Origin of the sequence: Pseudoxanthomonas composti (assembly GCF_004122095.1) — a bacterium.
Taxonomy (GTDB): Bacteria; Pseudomonadota; Gammaproteobacteria; order Xanthomonadales; family Xanthomonadaceae; genus Pseudoxanthomonas_A; species Pseudoxanthomonas_A composti.
Map to the genome: position 1 here is coordinate 308,710 of NZ_SAWZ01000004.1, position 20,644 is coordinate 329,353.

Consider the following 20,644-nt stretch of genomic DNA (forward strand, 5'->3'; position numbering starts at 1 on the left):
CCCGCTCGGCACACGATGAGGACCTGGCCATGAGCTCGCATTTCAACACCACCGCGCTGGTCACCGGCGCTTCCCGTGGCATCGGCCGCGCCATCGCCGAGCGCCTGGGGCGCGATGGCTTCAACGTCGTGGTCGGCTACGCGGGCAACGCGGCCAAGGCCGAGGAGACGGTCAGGGCCATCCAGGCCGCTGGCAGCCAGGCCCTGGCGGTGCAGGCCGACGTGGCCGACCCGGCCGCGGTGTCGGCGATGTTCGACCAAGCCGTGGCTGCCTTCGGCGCGGTGCAGGTGGTGGTCAACAGCGCCGGCATGATGCCGATGGCCAAGATCGACCCGGACAACCTGGCTGCGTTCGACCAGGTCATCCAGACCAATCTGCGCGGCAGCTTCCTGGTGCTGGGCGAGGCGGCCAAGCGCCTGGTGGAGGGCGGCCGCATCATCGCGGTGTCCACCAGCGTGATCGCCAGGAACTTTCCGAGCTACGGGCCCTACATCGCCTCCAAGCTGGGCACCGAAGGTCTGGTGCGGGTGCTAGCCAATGAGCTGCGCGGGCGCCAGATCACGGTGAACGCGGTTGCACCCGGCCCGGTGGCCACCGAGCTGTTCCTGGAAGGCAAGAGCGAAGAAGCCATCGCGCAGATCGCCAAGCTCTCGCCGATGGAGCGGCTGGGCGAGGTGGAGGATATCGCCGGGGTGGTGAGCTTCCTGGCCGGCCCGGACGCGGGCTGGGTCAACGCCCAGATCCTGCGCGCCAACGGCGGCTTCGCCTAAACGCCGGCGGGCCCGGGCGTGTTCGCAAGCCCGGCCCGCCTGCCCATGCAACGTCGTACCCAACCCGGTGGCGCCCGCAGGCGCCGCCCACGAGGAGGTCATGTCCATGCGCAAGTCCGACCCATCCCAGGTGATCCTGATCACCGGCGCCTCCAGCGGCTTCGGCGCGCTCGGCGCGCGTGCGCTGGCCGCGGCCGGCCACACCGTCTATGCCAGCATGCGCGACACCGCCGGCCGCAACGCACCGCAGGTGCAGGCCGTGCGCGAGCACGCCGCCCAGCACGGCGTGGACCTGCGCGCGCTGGAGCTGGACGTGCAGTCGCAGGACTCGGCCGATGCGGCCATCGCCCAGGTCATCGCCGAGCACGGCCGCCTGGATGTGCTGGTGCACAACGCCGGGCACATGGTGTTCGGCCCGGCCGAGGCCTTCACGCCCGAGCAGTACGCCCAGCTCTACGACATCAATGTGCTGGGCACCCAGCGCGTCAACCGCGCCGCGCTGCCGCATCTGCGCGGCCAGCGCGAGGGACTGCTGCTCTGGGTCGGCAGCACCAGCACGCGCGGGGGCACCCCGCCGTTCCTGGCGCCGTACTTCGCGGCCAAGGCGGCGATGGATGCCCTGGCCGTCAGCTATGCCAGCGAACTGGCGCGCTGGGGCATCGAAACCAGCATCCTCGTGCCGGGCGCCTTCACCCAGGGTACCAACCACTTCGCCCACAGCGGCAAGCCGGCTGATGAGGCGCGCGCGGAGGACTACGAGACCGGCGCCACGCAGGGCCTGGCCAGGCAGGCCAGCGACGGACTGGCAGCGGCCGAGCCGCCCGGAGCCGATGTGGCCGACGTGGCCCGCGCGATGGTGGACATCGTCGATACCCCGCGCGGGCAGCGCCCGTTCCGCGTGCATGTGGACCCCAGCGATGACGGCGCGGCGGTGGTCAACGCCGTGGCCGACCGGGTGCGCGCGGAGTTCCTGCGCCGCATCGGCTTGGGCGACCTGCTGCGGACGCGCCATGCCGGCGACCAAGCTTCGCTCTGATCCACCAATCCCAAGGAGTTCAACCCTATGCCATTTGCCAACTACAAATTTCCCGAAGGCCTGCTCGATGCCGCCCGCAAGGAAGACCTGATCCACCGCACCACCGCCCTGTTCGTCGAGTACTTCGGCGAAGGCGTGCGTCCCTACAGCATGGTGCTGGTCGAGGAAGTCACCGACGGTGGCTGGGGGCGGGCCGATGAGACCTTGACCCTGGCCAAGATGGGCTTGCCTGCGAAGAAGTGATGACCAGACTCTGGCTCGAGCGTTGAGCTGTCGTCTGGATGGCTTTCATCGTTGCCATGCGCCGCGGGGGCCCGAGGCATCCAGGTGGACAAGCTTCGCGTCATCCACCCTACGTAGGGTGGATGACGCTCTTTCATCCACCATCGCCGCGAACGGACATCACGCGCATCGTCAACAAGCGCGTAGGATGGATGGCGCCTTCCATCCACCACCGCCGCCCAACGGAAAGCCGGGGTGAGGTGGCGTGCCGGCTTGCCGGTGGTGATTGCACGCATGTTTCCGCCCTGGGCCGGTCGAACCGCTGCGATCACCTCAGCCGAGACGCGGCAGCTCGTCGCGCCCAGGCTGCCTAGCGCTTCAGATCGTCCCCTCGGCCACCAGCTCCCGCGTGTGCTTCAGCGTGGAGGCGATGGCGGCGGCGAAGCCGTTCTCGCTGTCCATCCAGGCCTGTGCCGCCGCCACCTCCGGCGCGTCGGGCGCTTTGCCGGGCAGCCCGATGTAGGCGTAGAAGCGCAGCTGCAGTTCGCCGTGGTCGCCTTCAACCAGCTCGTTGACGATGACGCCTTCGCGCGGGCTCTTGACCTGGAAGAAGCTGAGCTTGCTATCGGTGAAGCTGATGATCTCGGTGATGTCATCGCCCAGGATGGTGGCTTGCCGCACCAGGTGCGAGGAGCTTTCTTCGATGATCGCCGAATCGGTGCATTCGCCCGGCGGGAAGAAGCGCTGCGGTTCGCGTGCCTTGTGCATGAGGCCGGCCCACAGCTGCGCGCGGGTGAGGGGAACCTGGCCGGGTGCGTTCACTGGCAAGGTGGCGGAGGAATAGATCATGTCGATGTCCTCAAGAAAGGAGTGCGTCAGTTCGGGCTTCACGCCGCCGAGGCGATGCCTGCAACGAAGTCGCGATAGCTGCGCAGCGGGCGTCCAAGCAACTGCGCAAGGCGTTGCACGTCGCCGGCCTCGGGCACCATGCCGTCGCTGAGGAAGCGCTCTGCCATCTGGCGCATGTCGTAGGCCATCCAGGCGGGCATGAACTGGCGCAGGTTCTGCTCGAACGCGGGGGTCTGGTCGCCGCCGTAGGCGATGTGCCGGCCCAGCACCTCGGACCAGGTACGCGCGGCGTCCTCGCCGGTGAGCGTGTCCGGGCCCACCAGGTTGAGGCGGGTCAGCGGCTGGTCTTCTGGCGCCTGGTCCCGGGCCAGCAGCTCGATCGCGGCGATCTCGCCGATATCGCGCGCATCGATCATCGCCAGGCCCTTGCCGCCGATCGGCATCGGATACACGCCATGGCCCAGGATCACATCCTTGACCGTCCACTCGTTGTCCATGAAGTAGGCGGGGCGCAGGACGGTGGCGCTGAAGCCCATCTGCTCGATCATGCGCTCCACGCCGAACTTGGCGGCGAAGTGCGGCACATTGACGTAGCGGTCGCTGTGGATGACCGACAGATAGACCACGCGCCTGATGCCCACCTCGCGCGCCACGTTCAGCGCGACCAGCGCCTGGGTGAACTCATCGGCCGCCACGGCGTTGAGCAGGAACAGCGTGGTCACGCCCTGGAAGCCTTCGCGCAGGGCGTCCACATCCAGCAGGTCGCCTTGCACGAGGTCTATGCCCGCGGGCAGCTGCGCGGTGTCGGGGTTGCGGGCCAGCGCGCGCACTCTGGCGCCACGCTGGATGAGTTGCTGGACGACATGGCGGCCGACATGTCCGGTGGCGCCAGTGACGAGGATGGTCATGGGGATCACTCCGATTGGGTTGGGTGGCCCATGGTTATTGATCCGTTTGCGGCCCGATAGCCCGTATAGTTGGACATCCCGTCTCTCTGGTGGAACACATGGACTTGCTGGCGCTGGCCGACTTCAACCTGGTGGCGCGCCATGGCGGCTTCGGCCGTGCGGCCAGGACAGCCGAGCGACCCAAGGCCACGCTGTCGCGGCGCGTGGCCGAGCTGGAGGCCAGCCTGGGCGTGCGCCTGTTCGAGCGCGGCTCACATAGCCTCAAGCTGACCCAGGAAGGCCGCGCCCTGTTCGAGCGCACCGACACCTTGTTGACCGAGCTTGGCGAGGCCACCAGCGCGGTGGCCGCCGGCGGGGCGACTCCGCAGGGCAGGCTGCGCATCAGCGCGCCGATGCTGTTCTCGCAGATGGCGCTGGGAAAGCTGTCGGCGCAGTTCGCCTTGCGCCATCGGCAGGTGCGCTTGGAGATCACCACGGAGGACCGCCCCGTGGACATGATCGAGGAGGGCTATGACCTGGTCATCCGGGTCAACCCCGACCCCGACGAACAGCTGATCGGACGCGTGCTGCTGCGCGATCATTTGGTGGCGGTGGCCAGTCCAACGCTGCGCAAGCCGCCGCAAGGAGCCGCCGTGCCGGCCATCGTGCGCGCTTCCAGCGGGCAGACCCGCTGGGACCTGCTGACGAAGCAGGGCGCGCGCGCCATGGAGATCGATCCGGTGCTGCGCCTGGCGTCGCTGGTCATGATCCGTGACGCCGCCCGGAGCGGGATCGGCGCGGCGGTGCTGCCCTTCTCTCTGGTCGCCGGCGATCTGCAGGCGGGCAGGCTGGTGCACTGGGGCGAGATGCGCTTGCCACCCATCGAGATCTGGGCGCTGTACCCCTCACGCCGCCTGCTCAGCGCGCGCGTGTCGGCCTTCCTGGAGTTCCTCAAGGCCGCGTTCCCGAACGGCACGCCGGAGGAGCTGGCCGCCTACGCTCAGGATTGACGGTGCGGGCGTTCCGACTTCGCTGCGAAGCGGCTATGGGGCGGATTGCGCATCCGTCGATCGATCAGCGCGATCGGCGTGGCCATAGGTGTTGGCTTCGCAAGACGGGCGTGTGGCTGATTCTTGATCGGCATCGGAGGTGTGGTGGACAAGCTTCGCGTTGTCCACCCTACGTGGGATGGATGACGCTCTCTTCATCCGCCATCGTTGTGGACCTTGGGACGTGTTTGCCTGGTTCTTGCTCGGTCGTTGCCGGAGCCGTGGTGGACAAGCTTCGCGTTGTCCACCCTACGTAGGGTGGATGACGCTTTGCTCATCCACCATCGCCATGAGGAAAAAACCGGGGTCGGAGTGCACTTTTCGAGCTTGGTCGTGCCCGTTCCGCAGGCGCGCATCCTGGGCTGCTCGGACGCCCTGCGGGGTGGGCGTTCGCGCGCCTCAGTCCAGCCGCATCACGCCACGGCGTGGGCTGGCGCCGCCCACGGTGGTCTCGCTGAGTGGCTCGCCCAGGGAGGCCAGCAGGGGGCGTTGTTCGTGCAGCGGCACGCGGGCGATGGTGTCTTCGATCCTGGCCAGCGCGACGAACGCGGGAAGGGCGAGCACACGATCGAGCCAGGCGGCGGTACGCGGCCAGCGCGCGGCATCGACCTGCACGCGCACGAAGGCGGCGTTGCGGAAGAAGCTCGCGACCGAGATGTCGGCGATGCTCAGCTGGTCGCCGAACAGATAGCCCTGCGCCGGCACCTGGGGTTCCAGCCAGTCCAGGCACGCGGGCAGGGCGACATCGCGCGCGTGCTCGTAGCGCGCCTGGTCGGTGTCTTCCTTGAACAGGATGCGCTTGAGCCCGCGCTGGAAGAACATGCCCCACACGATCACCTCGCCCAGGCGGGTGTCGGCGTATTCCTCCAGCCAGCGCGCCTGCGCGCGATCGCCCGGGTCCTGCGGATACAGCGAGGGCGCAGGGTGCAGGTCTTCCAGGTATTGGCAGATCACGGTGGAGTCGTTGATGACGCGATCGCCGTGGATCAGCACCGGGATGCGGCGCAGGGGACTCAGGCGTTCGAACTCGGCATTGCCCACGAACGGGGCGATGGGATCGATGCTGTAGTCCAGGCCCTTCAGTCGCAGGCAGACCAGCACCTTGCGCACATAGGGCGAGAGGTAGTTGCCGATGACGTGGTAGGTCGGTGCAGGCATGCGCGGCTCCCGGAATCGCTTGGAAGCGCAAGCCTAACGCGCGCAGCGGTTTGAAGACTGCGCGTGGGCAGACCAACGGATGTCGTCGGCACCCGGAACCTTGTGGGAGCGGCTTCAGCCGCGAAGAAGCCTTATCGGTAAAGCCTCTTCGCGGCTGAAGCCGCTCCCACAGGATCTCCTGTAAGCATGACCGCTGATGTTCAAGCCAAGAGAGACGACCACCACAGCGGCCACATCAACGCCCGCGCAGCTTCTCCACGGCCAGCTTGATGCCCACGGCCACCAGCGCCAGGACCAGTCCCGCGGCGATGGCGATCAAGGCCAGGCCCAGCATCTGCCACAGGCTCATCGGGTGTCTCCATGTGGCGCGCTGTTCATCGGCGCACAGTGTGCCCGAGTGGGTGTTCAAAATCCGCTGCGCGCTGATCGGCCGGCTTGCGCGATGCCCGCGCGGGCTGTCAGCGGAACACCACCGTGCGATGCCCGTTGAGCAAGATGCGGTGCTCGACGTGTCGGCGCACGGCGCGCGCCAGCACCAGCGATTCGATGTCGCTGCCCAGCCGCACCAGGTCGCGCGGGGTCATGGCATGGTCCACGCGGGCCACGTCCTGCTCGATGATCGGGCCCTCATCCAGGTCGCTGGTGACGTAGTGGGCGGTGGCGCCGATGATCTTGACCCCGCGCGCGTGCGCCTGGTGGTACGGCTGGGCGCCCTTGAAGCTGGGCAGGAAGCTGTGGTGGATATTGATCGCGCGGCCGGCCAGCGCGGCGCACAGCTGCGGGGAGAGGATCTGCATGTAGCGCGCCAGCACCACCAGGTCGATCCGCTCGCGCTCGACCAGCGCCAGGATGGCCTGTTCCTGCGCCTGGCGGTTGAATGCATCCACCGGCAGGTGATGGAACGGCACGCCGTAGGAGGCAGCCAGCGGCGCGAAATCGGCGTGGTTGGATGCCACCGCGGCGATCTCCACCGGCAGCTGCCGGCTGTGCGTGCGGAACAGCAGGTCGTTGAGGCAGTGCCCCTGCTTGCTGACCAGCACCAGCAGGCGCGCGCGACGGCGGGCGTCATGCAGCTGCCAGTCCATGGCGTAGTCCTCGGCCAGCGGCGCGAAGCGCGCGCCCAGCGCGGCGACCGCTTCCGGTGCCGGCACGTCGAAATGCACCCGCAGGAAGAAGCGCTGGCCTTCCTCATCGCCGAACTGCTGCGCATCGAGGATGTTGCAGCCCAGCTCGAACAGCAGGCCGGACACGCGGTAGACGATGCCGGTGCGGTCCGGGCAGGACAGGGTGAGGATGTGGTCATGGCGCATATGGCGAAATCTTAGGCGGGGAATCGGCTGCGCACGACGGTTTCAGTTGCGTCCTTCGCGGGCAGCCGGTGACCGGCACGCGATGCGAGCGGCTACCATGGCGCCCCCCGCAGCCGGTCGTGTCCGGCCGCCGCCGTCGACCAAGCCCCATGACCACGCCCAACCCCCACACGCAGGCCGGGCGCCTGCCGCTGGAACATCTCCTGGAACCGCTGCAGCAGGCCTTGGCGCCGTACCCGGGCGCCTACCCGCTGGCCATGATCGCCGCGCTGCTGCTGGTGGCCTGGCTGGCCGACTGGGTGACCAAGCGGGTGCTGCTGCGCGCCCTGCTCAAGCTGCTGTCGCAGGTCAACGGCTGGCTGCGCGGGCAGGAGGGCGGCGCGCCGCTGCGGCTGCGGGTGATCCCGCGGCTGGCGCACATCGTGCCGGCGCTGGTGGTGCAGGCCGGGCTGGCCTGGATCCCGGACCTGCCCGAGAAACTGCAGGCGGTGCTGCGCGCCGGCTGCAAGGTGTTCATCGTGTGGATGGTGGCCCTGGCCATCTCCGGCGCGCTGGACATGTTCAACGAGGCCTACGAGCGCCGCGCCGATGCGCGCAACCGGCCGATCAAGGGGCTGCTGCAGGTCAGCAAGATCGTGATGTTCGTGCTGGCCGGCCTGTCGGTGGTGGCCACATTGTCGGGCGTGTCGGTCAGCCACATCGTCGCCGGCCTGGGCGCGATCATGGCGGTGCTGATCCTGGTGTTCCAGGACACGCTGCTGTCGCTGGCGGCCAGCCTGCAGATCAGCAGCGATGGCCGGGTGCGGGTGGGCGACTGGATCGAGATGCCCAGCCAGAACGCCGACGGCACCGTCACCGACATCGCCCTGCACACCATCACCGTGCAGAACTGGGACATGACCATCTCCACGGTGCCGACCAAGAAGCTGATCAGCGAGTCGTTCAAGAACTGGCGCGGCATGTACGAGGCCGGCGGCCGCCGGATCAAGCGCTCGTTGCAGCTGGACCAGCACAGTGTGCGCTTCCTGGACGGCGCCGAAGTCGAGCGGCTGCGTCAGTTCCCGCTGCTGGACGCCTGGGTCGATCAGAAACAGCAGGAGTTCGCCGAGTGGAAGGCGCGCTTCACCGAGCGGGGCCTGACGCCCACGCTGGAGCGGCGCCTGACCAACCTCACCGCGTTCCGCGCCTATGTGGACCAGTACCTCAGGCACCATCCCAAGCTGAAGCCGGAGATGCTGATGTTCGTGCGCGAGCTGCAGCCCGGCGCCAACGGCGTGCCGGTGGAGATCTGGTGCTTCGCCAGCGAGACCGGCATCGTCGGCTACGAGGCCATCCAGGGCGATGTCATCGACCACCTGCTGGCGGTGTTGCCGCTGTTCGACCTGCACGTGTTCCAGGTCTCCAGCGACGCGATGCTGATGCGCGATGGCCAGGCCACCAGCGGCGAGCAGCGCCGCATCCTGGCGGCGATCACCGGAGGCGGTTGAGCTGCGGCGTCGGGTGGGCGACGCGAAGCTTGTCCACCACGGTATGCGCGGCGGCTGCGGTAGGCGTGTCGTTGCGCCTGGATTGTCTGTCTTGCGGCGGCGGTGGATGAAGGAGCGTCATCCACCCTACGGCTCCCCATGTTCTCGATTCGCGGCGGTGGTGGATGGAAGCGCGCCCTGACGTAGGGTGGACAACGCGAAGCTTGTCCACCGCGGTGTCCGCGGCGGCTGCGGGTGGGGTGCCGTCGCGACCGGGGTGTGCGTCTTGCGGCGGTGGTGGATGAAGGAGCGTCATCCACCCTGCGATCGTCCACGTGTCCGGTTCGCGGCGGCGGTGGATGGGAGAGCGTCATCCACCCTACGTCCACGTTGTTCGTCTTTGCGCGGTGGTAGCTGCGCGTGCGGCCTCAGCCGCCCTCTGCACGCTGCGCGGCCAGCTCCCGGTATACCGCGTCCAGGCGCGCCAGCGAGGCCTCGCGCGGCATGTCCACGGCCTCCTGGGTGGTGCAGTGCGCGCGCAGGTGCGCCGGGTCGTCCAGCTCGCCCTGCACCACGAACACCAGCTCGCCCGATTCCACCTCGCCCAGGTGGCGGCTGAGCACAACGTGGTCCACCCGCTTCAGTCCGGCCCCGCGCGCCAGCGGGATCAGGCGCAGGACCATGCGCTCGCTGATCGCATCCGGCTCACGGCCGCACTCGGCGTCCAGCGCATGCACGCCGCGGCGAATCTGCAGGTAGAGGCGGTGATCCGGGTGCTCGGCGTGTTCAGGTCCGATCACCGCGGCCTCGGTCGCCACCTGGGGCACCTCGGTCACGGCGCGGTCATCCGGGCGGACGGGGGGAGCGGGGCCAGCTGCATGCGTTCTTCCCTGACGGTACGCGGTGAGGTTGGCACCTTAACGAGGCCCCGCGGTTGCCTCAAGCCCGCGTCCTCGGGCGTACAATCCGCAGGTGCAGTTGACCATCAAACTTGCCCTGGCCTGCGCGCTGGTGGCCTCCGTCCTCTACATCCACTACCGCGGGCGCGTGCGCGCGCGCTGGTCGCGCCAGCTGCTGGACCATTCCAGCTTCATGGCCCCGGTCAACGTGCTGATGTACCTGTGCTCGCGGGTGCCGACCACGCCGTTCATCGACCCGTCCCAGGCCTTCCCGCAGCTGGAAGTGCTGCGCCAGCACTGGCAGGTGATCCGCGACGAAGCCCTGGCCCTGCGCGAGGCCAACGGCATCGCCGCGGCCAGCAGCTACAACGATGTCGGCTTCAACTCGTTCTTCCGCCGCGGCTGGAAGCGCTTCTACCTGAAGTGGTACGGCCCGGCGCACCCCTCGGCCCAGCGCCTGTGTCCGCGGACCGTGGCCCTGCTGGAGGGCCTGCCGCAGGTGCGCGCGGCGATGTTCGCCCAGCTGCCGCCGGGCAGCGAGCTGCGACCGCACCGCGACCCCTACGCCGGCTCGCTGCGCCTGCACCTGGGGCTGATCACGCCCAACGACGATGCCTGCTTCATCGAGGTCGACGGCCAGCGCCACAGCTGGCGCGACGGGCAGTGGACGATGTTCGATGAGACCTACATCCACCACGCCCGCAACGACACCGACCAGGACCGGGTGATCCTGTTCTGCGATATCGCCCGCCCGCTGCGTTTCGGCTGGGCCAACGCGCTCAACGGCTTCGTCTCGCGCACGCTGCTGGCCGGCGGCGCCTCGCCCAACCTGCCGGGCGATCCCACCGGCGGTGTCAACCGCTCGTTCAAGTACCTCTACGCCCTGCGCCTGAAGGCCAAGGCGCTGCGTGCGCGCAGCGCCCTGGCGTATCACGCGATCAAGTGGGGCATGGTCGCGGCGGTGGTGGTGCTGGTCATCAAGGTCTAGCCGCGGCCAGCATTGCGATAGGCCCAGCGATACAGCAGCGGCAGCACCAGCAGCGTCAGCACGGTGGAGGAGACGATGCCGCCGATCACCACGGTGGCCAGCGGCCGCTGCACCTCGGCGCCGGCCCCGGCATTGAAGGCCATCGGCACGAAGCCCAGCGAGGCCACCAGCGCGGTCATCAGCACCGGCCGCAGGCGGCCCAGCGCCGCTTCGCGCACCGCCTGTTCCAGCGCCAGGCCGCGCGCGCGCAGCTCGCGCACAAAGCTCACCAGCACCAGGCCGTTGAGCACGGCCACCCCGGACAGGGCGATGAAGCCGATGCCGGCCGAGATCGACAGCGGCAGGCCGCGCAGGGCCAGCGCCAGCACCCCGCCGGTCAGCGCCAGCGGCACGCCGGAGAACACCACGGCCGCATCGCGCGCCGACCCGAAAGCCCAGAACAGCAGGGCGAAGATCAGCGCCAGCGTGGCCGGCACCACCAGCCCCAGGCGTCGGCTGGCCGAGACCAGCTGTTCGAAGCTGCCGCCGTAGGCAATCCAGTAGCCGGTCGGCAGCGCGACCTTGGCCTCCACCGCCGCGCGCAGGCGCTGCACGAAGCGGCCCAGGTCGCCTTCGCGCACGTTGGCGGTGACCACGATGCGGCGCTTGCCGTCCTGGCGGTTGATCTGGCTGGGCCCCTCGCTGGTTTCGATGCGCGCCACCTCGCGCAGCGGCACCGTCCGCGGCGCGGTGCCGCCCCAGCGGGCGGCGTTCCACCCGCCCAGGCGGCCGGCCTCGTCGGCCTCGTCGCCGGCCAGCGCCGGCGCCAGCGAGATCGGCAGGTCGGCCAGCGCGGCCGGATCCGAGCGCAGGGCTTCGGGCAGGCGCACGACGATGTCGAAGCGGCGGTCGCCTTCGAACAGCTGCCCGGCCACTTCCCCGCCGATGGCCGTGGCCACCGTGGCCTGCACGTCGCCCACGTTCAACCCATAGCCGGCCAGAGCGGCGCGGTCGGGCCGCACGGACAGCAGCGGCAGGCCTTCGGTTTCCTCCAGGCGGACATCGGCCGCGCCGGGCACGCCGCGCGTGACCGCCTCGATGCGCGCGCCGACCTCGCGCAGCGTGGCCAGGTCGTCGCCGTACAGGGCGACGGCCACGTCCGCGCGCACGCCGGAGATCAGCTCGTTCATGCGCATCTGGATGGGCTGGGTGAACTCGTAGTTGTTGCCCGGCAGCTCGCGCACCGTGGCCTCGATCTCCCGGATCAGCGCGGCCTTGGGCTTGCGCGGGTCGGGCCACTGCGGGCGGGGCTTGAGCATGATGAAGGTGTCGGCCACCGAGGGCGGCATCGGGTCGGAGGCCACCTCGGCCGTGCCGATGCGCGAGAACACGCGCGCCACTTCCGGGAACCGCGCCACGCGCGCCTCCACCTTGCGCTGCATGTCCACCGACTGGCTCAAGGAGGTGCCGGGAATGCGCATGGCATGCATGGCGATGTCGCCCTCGTCCAGCTGCGGCACGAACTCGCTGCCCAGGCGCGTGGCCAGCACGCCGCTGAGCGCGAGCAGGGCCAATGCCCCCAGCATCACCCAGCGCCCATGGCGCAGGCTGGCCTCCAGCAGCGGCTGGTAGCGCCGCCGCAGCCAGCCCATCACCCGGTTCTCGCTGGTACGCACGCGCCCGCCCAGGCATAGCGCGATGGCCGCCGGCACGAAGGTCAGCGACAGCAGCATCGCCCCGCTCAGCGCCAGCACCACGGTGATGGCCATGGGGTGGAACATCTTTCCCTCCACCCCGGTCAGGGCGAAGATCGGCAGGTACACCGCGGTGATGATGCCCAGCCCGAACAGGCTGGGCCGGATCACCTCGGCGCTGGCGCTGGCGGTCTCCTCGAAGCGTTCGGCATCGGTCAGCACCCGCCCCAGCGCCTGCTGGCGCTGGCCGAAGCGATGCAGGCAGTGCTCGATGATGATCACCGCGCCATCGACGATCAGCCCGAAGTCCAGCGCGCCCAGGCTCATCAGGTTGGCCGACACCCCGCCGCGGGCCATGCCGGTCAGGGTGAACAGCATCGATAGCGGAATCACCGCTGCGGTGATCAGCGCCGCACGCAAGTTGCCCAGCAGCACGAACAGCACCACCACCACCAGCAGCGCGCCTTCGATGAGGTTCCTGGCAACCGTGGCGATGGTGCGCTCGACCAGCGCGGTACGGTCGTAGGTGGCTGTCACGCGCACGCCCGGCGGCAGGCTGCGCTGGGCCAGGGCGAGCCGGTCGGCCACTGCCTGCGCCACGGCGCGGCTGTTGGAACCCACCAGCATCATCACCGTGCCCAGCACGACCTCGTGGCCGTTCTGGGTGGCCGCGCCGCTGCGCAGCTCGCGCCCTTCGGTCACCTGGGCCACGTCGTGCACATGGATCGGCACGCCCTGGCGCCGCGCCAGCACGATCTCGCCCAACTGCTTCAGGTCATCGACCTGGCCGGGTACCCGCACCAGGAACTGCTGGCCGTTGCGCTCCAGATAGCCCGCGCCGAGGTTCTGGTTGTTGTTGCGCAGCGCCTGCACCACATCCTCCAGGGTCAGACCCAACGCTCGCAGCCGGGCCGGATCGGGGGTGACGTGGATCTGCCGCGCATAGCCGCCGATGGCGTTGATCTCGGTCACGCCGGGCACCGTGCGCAGCTGCGGACGGATGACCCAATCCTGCAGCGTGCGCAGGTCGGTGGCGGTGTAGCGCGTGCCATTGGCCTTGCGCGCATCGGGTGCGGCATCGACCGTGTAGAGGAAGATCTCCCCCAGCCCGGTGGCGATGGGGCCCAGCTGCGGGTCGATGCCGTCGGGCAGCTGCGCGCGCACCTGCTGCAGGCGCTCGGCGACCTGCTGCCGCGCGAAGTACAGGTCGGTGCCTTCGGCGAACACCACCGTGACCTGCGACAGGCCGTAGCGCGAGAGCGAGCGGGTCATCTCCAGCCCGGGCATGCCGGCGATGGCCGTCTCCACCGGGAAGGTGATGCGCTGCTCGGCCTCCTGCGGCGAATAGCCCGGCGCGCCGGTGTTGATCTGCACCTGCACGTTGGTGATGTCCGGGGTGGCATCGATGGGCAGCTGGGTGAAGCTCCAGGCGCCCACGGCGACCAGCACGGCGGTCAGCGCCAGCATCAGCCAGCGGTGGCCGATGCTGGCGCGCAGGATGAACTCAAGCATGCGCCCGTCCTCCTGCAGCCCGATGTTGCATGGCGCGATCAATGTTCATGCGCGGCGCCCGCCTTGCCGATGTCGGCCTTGACCACGTAGCTCTGCGCGATGACCACCTGCTCACCGGCCCGCAACCCGGACAGCACGGCGACCTGCGCCGCATCGCGCTGGCCCAGTTCGACCGGGCGCGCCTCAAAGCGGTCCTGGCCGCTGCGCACGAACACCACGTCCCGGCCTTGCATGTTCTGCAGCGCCGCCAGCGGCACCACCAGGGCCGCCGGCGTGGTGGCCACCACGATGCGCGCCTTCACGGCTGCACCGGGGCGCCACAGGCGGTCCGCGTTGCGCAGCAGGGCGCGCGCCACCGTGCTCTGGCTGGCGGTGGCGGTGCCGGGCAGGATGCGCTCCAGGGTGGTGTCGGCGCTGACGCCGTCGGTCATGCGGGTGACGGTGACCGGCACGCCGGCGGTGATGTGCTGGGTGTCGTTGCCGAAGATGTGCAGGTCCACCCACAGCGTGGACAGGTCGGCGATCTCGAACAGCGGTGCACCCTCGGCCGCCGCCCCGCCCAGCTGCGCATGGCGCGCGGTGACCACGCCGCCAATCGGCGCGCTGACCGTGTAGGCGGTCAGGCTGAGGTTGCTCTCCACCGTGGCCAGGGCCTGGCCGGCGCGCACGGTGTCGCCCACATTGGCACGCAGCGTGCGCACCGGCCCCGGGAAGCGCGCCACGGCCTGGGCGGTGCGGCCGTCCACCGGCGTCAGCAGGCCCTGCACTTCATGCGCGTCGGCGATGGTGCCGGGCCCGACCGGGGCGACGCGGATGCCGGCTTCCTGGGCGATCTCCGCGGGAATCACCGTCCTGTCGGCGTGGGCCGCTTCGGGGCCTTCTGCTTCTTCGGCGTGATCGTCGTGGCCTTGGGCATGCTCCTCACCGGCTGCCGCCGACGGTGCGGTCTTGCCGCAGGCGCCCAGCAGCAGCGCGCCGAGCAACAGCAGCGGGATGTGGACACGGGAATGCATGTTCATCGCCATGTTCATGGCGCGGTCTCCTGCGAGGGGTTGGGCACGACCAGGGGTTGTCCGGTCAGGCGCTGGAGTTCGATCAATGCGGTCTGGGCCTGCGCGGCCGCTTCGAGCTGGCGCTGCAGCGCCTGGATGCGTTGGCCTTGCAGCTGGGCCCATTCCAGATAGCTGATGGCGCCGGCCCGCCAGGCGCGCTCGGCCGCATGCTCGGCCTGCTGCAGCCGCGGCAGCACGTCGCGGCCCAGGCGCTGCACTTCCAGGCGCGCGGTCAGGTAACGGCCGTGGGCTTCGGCCAGCGTGGCGTGCAGTTGCAGCAGCAGCGCCTCGCGCTGCACCGTGGTCAGCGCCAGCTCGGCCTGCGCGGCGCGGATCTCAGGCTCGGCGCGGACGGCATTGCCCAGCGGCAGGCTCAGCGCGGCCACCAGCGCGGTGGCCTGCTGTCCCTGCAGGCGTCGCACGCCCAGCTGCCATTGCAGGTCGGTGGCGCGCTCGCCTTGCGCCAGGCGCAGCTGCGCCTCGCGCACGCGCGCCTGGCCGGTGACGATGGCCAGCTCCGGTGTGCGCTGCAGCCACTGCGCCAGCGCGTCGAAGGCTTCCAGCTCCGGCAAGCCATCCAGATCGCCGGTCGCGGTGTCGAAGTCCGGCTCACGCGCGTTCCACAGCGTGGCCAGGTGCCGGCGCGCGGCACGGGCCGCCTCGGCCGCGCGGTCGCGGTCCAGCTCGGCCTGGGCCAGCTGCGCCTGCGCGGAGAACAGCACCGACTCGGGCGAGGCGCCGGCCTGCAAGCGCGTGCGTGCGGCCTGCACGGCGCGCTGGCGCTGGTCGATGTCCAGCAGCGCCAGGGCCTGCTGGCGCTGCGCCACGACGATGGCCTGGTAACGCCGGGCGACTTCGGCCAGCAGGTCCAGCCGCGCCGCTTCGCGCTGCGGCGCCAGCGCATCGAGGTTGGCCTGGGCCAGGGCGCGGCGCGCGTCGAGCTTGCCGCCGCGCTCCAGCACGCCCGACAGCGACAGCGTCAGCTCGGCCTGGTCGAAGCCGCGCGCCTGCCCGCTGCCCAGCACGTTCTCGGCCTGCGCGCCGAGGATGAGCGGCGGGCGCAGCGCAGCGCGCTCGCCACGGGCCTGCAGGACCTGCCGCTCGCCCTCGATCAGGCGCAGCGCAGGATGGGTGTCGGACACGCGCGCCAGCGCTTCGTCCAGGCTCAGGGGAGCCGGCGGCCGGTCCTGCGCATGCACGCAGGACACGGCCGCGAGTGCGGCCAATGCCGCCCATCGCAACCACATGGGGATTCTCCGAACACGATGACGTAAGCCACGCCGCCGACGGCGACGCGGTGGCGGTCAGGCCGTGATCGGAGGGCGCAGGGCCAGTTCGGTGGTTTGCGAGCGCATCGCGAATACCGCGCCCGACGGAGGCGCATGCGGCGGCAGCGTCGTGGCAGTCAGCACGAAACGCGAGGGGATGGCGACCAGGTGGCCGCAGCAGTGCGCCGCATGCATCAGCGCGTGCAGCAGGTCGCCGGCTTCGTCGGCATCGGCGCCATTGGCGCTGGGATCGGTGTGATCCTGCACCGCGTGCAGATGGTCCTGGCTGGCGCTGGCCGTTTCATGCAGGTCGCCGATGGCCGCCAGCACCGGATTGCTCAGCACCGCCAACAGCAGCAGCGCCAGCGCGGGCAGGCGCAGGACGCGATGCAGGAAACGCAGCGGGCGTGGAGACGGTGGCATGGCGCGGCCGATGCTAGCCAGGCGATGCGGCGTTAGACAATCACGCGGCCTGCGGCGGCGTCATGCCCTCGCTCACTGCTGACCGGCGCGACGCGCACTGACCTTGGCCAGGGCCGCCCAGTCCAGCGCGCCGTCGCCCTGGGCGATGCCCTCCAGCAGGCCATCGCGCAGCGTGCTGGCCAGCGGCATCGGGACCTGGGTGGCCTCGCCGGCGGTCAGGGCCAAGCGCACGTCCTTCAGGCCCAGGGTCATCTTGAAGCCGGCCGGCGTGTACTGCTCCCTGGCGATCAGCCCACCATAGCCCTGGTAGGCCGGGGCGGCGAACACGGTGGAGGTGAGCATCTCCAGGAAATCGGCGGGCGCCACGGCGTGCCCGCGCACCAGCGCGCTGGCTTCGGCCATGGTGCCGATGGCGCTGGCCAGGCAGAAGTTGGTGGCCAGCTTGACCGCATTGGCCTGCTCGGGGGCCTCGCCAAAGCGCCAGGTCCGGGCGCCCAGCACGTCCAGCAGCGGCTGCACGCGCTCGATCGCGGCGGCCTTGCCGCCGGCCAGGATGTTGAGCTTGCCGGCCGCGGCCACATCGACCCGCCCCACCACCGGCGCGGCCACATAGTCCACGCCCCGCGCGGCATGGCGCTCGGCCAGTGCGCGAGCGTAGGCCACCGACACCGTGGCCAGGTTCACGTGCACCGCCCCTTCGGGCAGGGCGTCGAGCAGTCCGCTGTCGACGATGACCTCGGCCACGGCCGCATCGTCGGCCAGCATCGACAGCACCACCGGCGCCACGGCCGCATCCAGCGGGGCATCGCAGGCGTGCGCGCCGTCCTGCAACAGCGCTTCGCGCGCCTGCGGGCTGCGGTTCCACACGTGCACCGTGTGCCCGGCCTTGAGCAGGTTGCGCGCCATCGGCGCGCCCATGGTGCCGAGGCCGAGGAAGGCGATGTCCATGCAGGTGTCCGGGTCGAGGCAAGGGGCGGGCAGTGTGCGCGCGGCGATGTTTCCCGCGCGGCAAGGCCGCACGGCGGCCTCAGCCGAACAGGTCCTTGGCGCTGCGCGGCTGGCAGCGCAGGTACTGCGGGGCCGCCTTGACCTGCGCGCCCAGCTTGGCGGCGGCATGCCAGGGCCAGCGTGGGTCGTAGAGCACGCCGCGGGCCAGGGCCACGGCGTCGGCCTTGCCCTCGGCGACGATGCGCTCGGCATGCAGCGGATCGGTGATCAGTCCCACGGCGACCACCGGCATGGACTGCAGTTGGCCCTTGATGTCGCTGGCGAAGGGCACCTGGTAGCCGTCTTCCAGTTTGATCTGCTGGCGTGGGTCCAGGCCGCCGCTGGACACGTGCAGGTAGCTGCAGCCGCGCGCTTCCAGCGCCTGGGCCAGGGCGATGCTCTGCGCCACGTCCCAGCCGCCTTCGACCCAGTCGCTGGCCGACAGGCGCACGCCCACCGCCACGGTGTCGGGCACCGCCGCGCGCACCGCATCGAACACCTGCAATGGCAGGCGCAGGCGGTTTTCCAGACTGCCGCCGTAGGCATCGCTGCGGTCGTTGCTCAGCGGGGACAGGAACTGGTGCAGCAGGTAGCCGTGGGCGGCATGCAGCTCGATCAGCTCGAAACCCAGGCGGTGCGCGCGCTGCGCGCTGGCCACGAAGGCGGCGATGATGGCCTCGATGCCGGCCTGGTCCAGCGCCTGCGGGACCGGCCCGGCCTCGTGGAACGGGCGCGCGCTGGCGGACACGGTCTGCCAGCCGTGCTCGGCATCGGCGGCGATCGGCGCACCGCCATGCTCCCAGGGCGTGTGGGTGGACGCCTTGCGGCCGGCGTGCGCCAACTGGATGCCCAGCGGCATCGGCGACCAGCGCCGCAGGCCCTTCACGACCACGCGCATGGCCGCCTCGCTTTCATCGTCGTACAGGCCCACGTCGGCCCAGCTGATGCGGCCGCGCGGCTCCACCGCGGTGGCTTCCACGATCAGCAGGCCGGCGCCGGACTGGGCCAGGTTGCCCAGGTGCATGGCGTGCCAGTCGCTCATGCGGCCATGCTCGGCCGAGTACTGGCACATCGGCGCGATCACGATGCGGTTGGCCAGGGTCAAGGGGCCGAGCGAGAGAGGGGTGAAGAGCTGGCTCACGGGAAGTCCCACGAAGAAGGAGCGCGCATTGCAGCGCGCTCCGGGGTTGGCTTCAACAGTGCCCTTGGATCAGAGCATCACGCCCATTGCCCGTCGACGGAGGAGGACAGCGCGGCCCAGGCCTGGCGGTCCTGCTGCAGCTGGGTCAGCCGCTGGTCCGTCACCTCCAGCGCATCGCTGCCGGCGGAGAAGCGCTGCGGCGGATTGGGAGCGGCGGCCAGTTCCAGGAACGCGGCCGCCAGCCTGGCCGGGTCGCCGGATTGCTGGTGGCTCTTCTGCTCGTAGTACTCGCGCAGCTGCTGCGACAGCGCGGCGTAGTCCTCGATGGCGCTGTCGGCGAAACGCACCGAGGTCGGGTCGAGGAAATCGGTGCGGATGAAGCCCGGGCCGACGACAGTCACGTGGATGCCCAGGTCCCTGACCTCGTCGGCCAGCGAGGCGGAGAACCCCTCGACGGCAAACTTGCTGGCGCAGTACAGCGTAGCCGAGGCGAAGCCGGCGATGCCGCCGATGGAGGACACGTTGAAGATATGGCCGCGGCGCTGGGCGCGCATGACCGGCAGCACTGCGCGGGTGACGTCGAACAGGCCGAAGACATTGGTGTCGAACTGCGCGCGGGCATCGTCGGCGTTGGTTTCTTCGAACAGGCCGAGGTAGCCGTAGCCGGCGTTGTTGACCAGCACGTCGATGCCCTCGAAGCGGGCCTTGGCCACTTCCACCGCCGCGCGGATCTGCGCCGGGTTGGTGACATCCAGGTCCAGCGGCAGCAGGTTGGCGTGCTCGCCCAGGGCGGCGGTGATGTCGCTACTGCGGCGCGAGGTGGCGGCCACGCGATGGCCGGCGGCCAGCGCTGCGCGTGCCAGCTCGCGGCCGATGCCGCGGCTGGCGCCGGTGATGAACCAGGTCTGGGTCGTCATGATGCGATACCTGTGTTTGGGAAGGTGCGTACAGCCTGGGCGTGGGCGGCCCGGCGGCGTGAGCGCGTTCCTGTCCGATGCTTGCCCGATCCTGCCAGCGCTGCGCGGAATGCACGCCGGCCTTGCTAAGGTCGCCGCCATGCAAAACGACCTTCCCGCCCTGTCGCCCCTGCGCGCGCTGTTGCTGCGCCACGCCGCCGAAGGCATCACCGAGACCGCCGTCCCCGGCCTGCGCCTGTACCGCTCCGGCGCGACCACCACGCCGGTTCCGGTGGTGTACGAGCCGATGCTGTGCGTGGTGGTGCAGGGGCGCAAGCGGGTGATCCTGGGCGAGCGCGTGCACTACTACGATGCGGCCCATTGCCTGGTGGTCTCGTTGGAGTTGCCGGTGGTCGGCGCGGTGTGCGAAGCCAGCCAGCAGGCGCCTTACCTGGCGCTGTCGGTGGCGCTGGACCGGGCGGAGCTGGCTTCGCTGCTGCTGCAGCTGCCGCCGGATCGCACGCCGGTGCCGGCCAACGTCGCGCTGGAGGTCAGCACCATGTCCGCGCCCCTGGCCGATGCCAGCCTGCGCCTGGTGCAGCTGCTGGAGTCGCCGCGGGACATCGCGGTGCTGGCGCCGCTGGTGCGGCGCGAGCTGCTGTACCGGCTGCTGATGGGGCCGCAAGGCCCGATGCTGCGGCAGATCGCCCATGGCGAGGGGCGCCTGGGCCAGGTGCAGCAGGCCATCGCCTGGATCCGCGAGCACTACGACGAGCCGCTGCGCGTCGAGGCGCTGGCCACGCAGGTGGCGCTGAGCAACTCATCCCTGCACCGGCACTTCAAGGCCGCCACCCAGCTCAGCCCGCTGCAGTACCAGAAGCAGGTTCGGCTGCAGCAGGCGCGCGAACGGCTGATGGCCGAGCAGACCGACGCGGCGTCGGTGGCCTACGCGGTAGGCTATGAGAGCGCCTCGCAGTTCAGCCGCGAGTTCAAGCGCCTGTTCGGCCATCCACCGGCCGAAGCCGCCAAGCGTTGGCGACAGGAAGTGGCGGTGTGAG

The 20,644-nt window shown here is 70.1% G+C and carries 19 protein-coding genes; 7 read left to right on the plus strand and 12 right to left on the minus strand.

The window, feature by feature from the left end; translation table 11 throughout:
* Positions 1–29: 29 nt before the first annotated feature.
* From EPA99_RS09795 to EPA99_RS09805, 3 genes are all read left to right on the plus strand, one after another.
* Positions 30–770, plus strand: coding sequence for an SDR family oxidoreductase (locus EPA99_RS09795; RefSeq protein ID WP_129471032.1), 741 nt, complete (start codon positions 30–32; stop codon positions 768–770).
* Positions 771–876: 106 nt separating this feature from the next.
* A complete protein-coding gene (locus tag EPA99_RS09800; RefSeq protein WP_129471033.1) occupies positions 877–1,806 on the plus strand; it encodes an SDR family NAD(P)-dependent oxidoreductase in 930 nt (309 codons plus the stop codon).
* A 27-nt stretch (positions 1,807–1,833) separates the two neighbouring features.
* Complete coding sequence (locus EPA99_RS09805; protein ID WP_129471034.1) at positions 1,834–2,049, plus strand: tautomerase family protein; 216 nt, start codon at positions 1,834–1,836, stop codon at positions 2,047–2,049.
* A 357-nt stretch (positions 2,050–2,406) separates the two neighbouring features.
* On the opposite strand, the gene EPA99_RS09810 is transcribed toward EPA99_RS09805, so the two are convergent.
* Positions 2,407–2,877 (minus strand): AtaL-like protein, encoded by a 471-nt coding sequence (locus EPA99_RS09810; RefSeq protein ID WP_129471035.1) that lies wholly within the window; start codon positions 2,875–2,877, stop codon positions 2,407–2,409.
* Positions 2,878–2,915: 38 nt separating this feature from the next.
* Entirely contained in the window at positions 2,916–3,785 is an 870-nt protein-coding gene (locus EPA99_RS09815) for an SDR family oxidoreductase (protein WP_129471036.1), read from the minus strand.
* 98 nt (positions 3,786–3,883) lie between these two features.
* On the opposite strand from EPA99_RS09815, the gene EPA99_RS09820 reads away from it, so the two are divergent.
* The gene (locus EPA99_RS09820) at positions 3,884–4,774 is read left to right on the plus strand and encodes a LysR family transcriptional regulator (protein WP_129471037.1); all 891 of its coding nucleotides are present in this window, start codon (positions 3,884–3,886) and stop codon (positions 4,772–4,774) included.
* 438 nt (positions 4,775–5,212) lie between these two features.
* Here EPA99_RS09820 and EPA99_RS09825 read toward each other — a convergent pair whose 3' ends face one another.
* Both EPA99_RS09825 and purU read right to left on the minus strand, forming a co-directional pair.
* Positions 5,213–5,971, minus strand: a complete 759-nt coding sequence (locus tag EPA99_RS09825; RefSeq protein WP_129471038.1) for a glutathione S-transferase family protein — start codon at positions 5,969–5,971, stop codon at positions 5,213–5,215.
* Positions 5,972–6,429: 458 nt separating this feature from the next.
* Positions 6,430–7,281 carry a formyltetrahydrofolate deformylase gene (gene purU / locus EPA99_RS09830; RefSeq protein WP_129471039.1) on the minus strand — a complete coding sequence of 284 codons (852 nt, stop codon included), beginning with the start codon at positions 7,279–7,281 and terminating at the stop codon, positions 6,430–6,432.
* A gap of 149 nt (positions 7,282–7,430) precedes the next feature.
* Here purU and EPA99_RS09835 point away from each other — a divergent pair, with 149 nt between their 5' ends.
* Positions 7,431–8,768, plus strand: a complete 1,338-nt coding sequence (locus EPA99_RS09835) for a mechanosensitive ion channel family protein (RefSeq protein ID WP_129471040.1) — start codon at positions 7,431–7,433, stop codon at positions 8,766–8,768.
* Between the two features lie 407 nt (positions 8,769–9,175).
* On the opposite strand, the gene EPA99_RS09840 is transcribed toward EPA99_RS09835, so the two are convergent.
* Complete coding sequence (locus EPA99_RS09840; protein WP_425479191.1) at positions 9,176–9,583, minus strand: XVIPCD domain-containing protein; 408 nt, start codon at positions 9,581–9,583, stop codon at positions 9,176–9,178.
* 142 nt (positions 9,584–9,725) lie between these two features.
* On the opposite strand from EPA99_RS09840, the gene EPA99_RS09845 reads away from it, so the two are divergent.
* The gene (locus EPA99_RS09845) at positions 9,726–10,634 is read left to right on the plus strand and encodes an aspartyl/asparaginyl beta-hydroxylase domain-containing protein (protein WP_241688345.1); all 909 of its coding nucleotides are present in this window, start codon (positions 9,726–9,728) and stop codon (positions 10,632–10,634) included.
* Here EPA99_RS09845 and EPA99_RS09850 read toward each other — a convergent pair.
* The 7 genes from EPA99_RS09850 to EPA99_RS09880 form a co-directional block, all read right to left on the minus strand.
* Positions 10,631–13,819 carry an efflux RND transporter permease subunit gene (locus EPA99_RS09850; protein ID WP_129471041.1) on the minus strand — a complete coding sequence of 1,063 codons (3,189 nt, stop codon included), beginning with the start codon at positions 13,817–13,819 and terminating at the stop codon, positions 10,631–10,633. The genes EPA99_RS09845 and EPA99_RS09850 overlap by 4 nt on opposite strands.
* 38 nt (positions 13,820–13,857) lie before the next feature.
* Entirely contained in the window at positions 13,858–14,844 is a 987-nt protein-coding gene (locus EPA99_RS09855; protein ID WP_129471125.1) for an efflux RND transporter periplasmic adaptor subunit, read from the minus strand.
* A gap of 2 nt (positions 14,845–14,846) precedes the next feature.
* Positions 14,847–16,118, minus strand: a complete 1,272-nt coding sequence (locus EPA99_RS09860; protein ID WP_129471042.1) for a TolC family protein — start codon at positions 16,116–16,118, stop codon at positions 14,847–14,849.
* A 57-nt stretch (positions 16,119–16,175) separates the two neighbouring features.
* Positions 16,176–16,562, minus strand: coding sequence for a hypothetical protein (locus EPA99_RS09865; protein ID WP_129471043.1), 387 nt, complete (start codon positions 16,560–16,562; stop codon positions 16,176–16,178).
* A gap of 72 nt (positions 16,563–16,634) precedes the next feature.
* Positions 16,635–17,510: an NAD(P)-dependent oxidoreductase gene (locus EPA99_RS09870; protein ID WP_129471044.1), complete on the minus strand. Its 876-nt coding sequence runs from the start codon at positions 17,508–17,510 to the stop codon at positions 16,635–16,637.
* A gap of 79 nt (positions 17,511–17,589) precedes the next feature.
* Entirely contained in the window at positions 17,590–18,690 is a 1,101-nt protein-coding gene (locus EPA99_RS09875; protein WP_129471045.1) for an NADH:flavin oxidoreductase/NADH oxidase, read from the minus strand.
* A gap of 77 nt (positions 18,691–18,767) precedes the next feature.
* Positions 18,768–19,607, minus strand: a complete 840-nt coding sequence (locus EPA99_RS09880) for an oxidoreductase (protein ID WP_129471046.1) — start codon at positions 19,605–19,607, stop codon at positions 18,768–18,770.
* A gap of 139 nt (positions 19,608–19,746) precedes the next feature.
* Between EPA99_RS09880 and EPA99_RS09885 the strand changes: the two genes are divergently transcribed.
* A complete protein-coding gene (locus EPA99_RS09885) occupies positions 19,747–20,643 on the plus strand; it encodes an AraC family transcriptional regulator (RefSeq protein ID WP_206733738.1) in 897 nt (298 codons plus the stop codon).
* Position 20,644 lies beyond the last annotated feature (1 nt).

Coding starts and splice junctions, on each gene's coding strand:
- EPA99_RS09820 (WP_129471037.1), top strand. CDS start 3,884: ATGGACTTGCTGGCGCTGGCCGACTTCAACCTGGTGGCGCGCCATGGC.
- EPA99_RS09860 (WP_129471042.1), bottom strand. CDS start 16,118: ATGTGGTTGCGATGGGCGGCATTGGCCGCACTCGCGGCCGTGTCCTGC.
- purU (WP_129471039.1), bottom strand. CDS start 7,281: ATGCGCCATGACCACATCCTCACCCTGTCCTGCCCGGACCGCACCGGC.
- EPA99_RS09850 (WP_129471041.1), bottom strand. CDS start 13,819: ATGCTTGAGTTCATCCTGCGCGCCAGCATCGGCCACCGCTGGCTGATG.
- EPA99_RS09795 (WP_129471032.1), top strand. CDS start 30: ATGAGCTCGCATTTCAACACCACCGCGCTGGTCACCGGCGCTTCCCGT.
- EPA99_RS09825 (WP_129471038.1), bottom strand. CDS start 5,971: ATGCCTGCACCGACCTACCACGTCATCGGCAACTACCTCTCGCCCTAT.
- EPA99_RS09810 (WP_129471035.1), bottom strand. CDS start 2,877: ATGATCTATTCCTCCGCCACCTTGCCAGTGAACGCACCCGGCCAGGTT.
- EPA99_RS09835 (WP_129471040.1), top strand. CDS start 7,431: ATGACCACGCCCAACCCCCACACGCAGGCCGGGCGCCTGCCGCTGGAA.
- EPA99_RS09805 (WP_129471034.1), top strand. CDS start 1,834: ATGCCATTTGCCAACTACAAATTTCCCGAAGGCCTGCTCGATGCCGCC.
- EPA99_RS09870 (WP_129471044.1), bottom strand. CDS start 17,510: ATGGACATCGCCTTCCTCGGCCTCGGCACCATGGGCGCGCCGATGGCG.
- EPA99_RS09800 (WP_129471033.1), top strand. CDS start 877: ATGCGCAAGTCCGACCCATCCCAGGTGATCCTGATCACCGGCGCCTCC.
- EPA99_RS09865 (WP_129471043.1), bottom strand. CDS start 16,562: ATGCCACCGTCTCCACGCCCGCTGCGTTTCCTGCATCGCGTCCTGCGC.
- EPA99_RS09815 (WP_129471036.1), bottom strand. CDS start 3,785: ATGACCATCCTCGTCACTGGCGCCACCGGACATGTCGGCCGCCATGTC.
- EPA99_RS09880 (WP_129471046.1), bottom strand. CDS start 19,607: ATGACGACCCAGACCTGGTTCATCACCGGCGCCAGCCGCGGCATCGGC.
- EPA99_RS09855 (WP_129471125.1), bottom strand. CDS start 14,844: ATGGCGATGAACATGCATTCCCGTGTCCACATCCCGCTGCTGTTGCTC.
- EPA99_RS09885 (WP_206733738.1), top strand. CDS start 19,747: ATGCAAAACGACCTTCCCGCCCTGTCGCCCCTGCGCGCGCTGTTGCTG.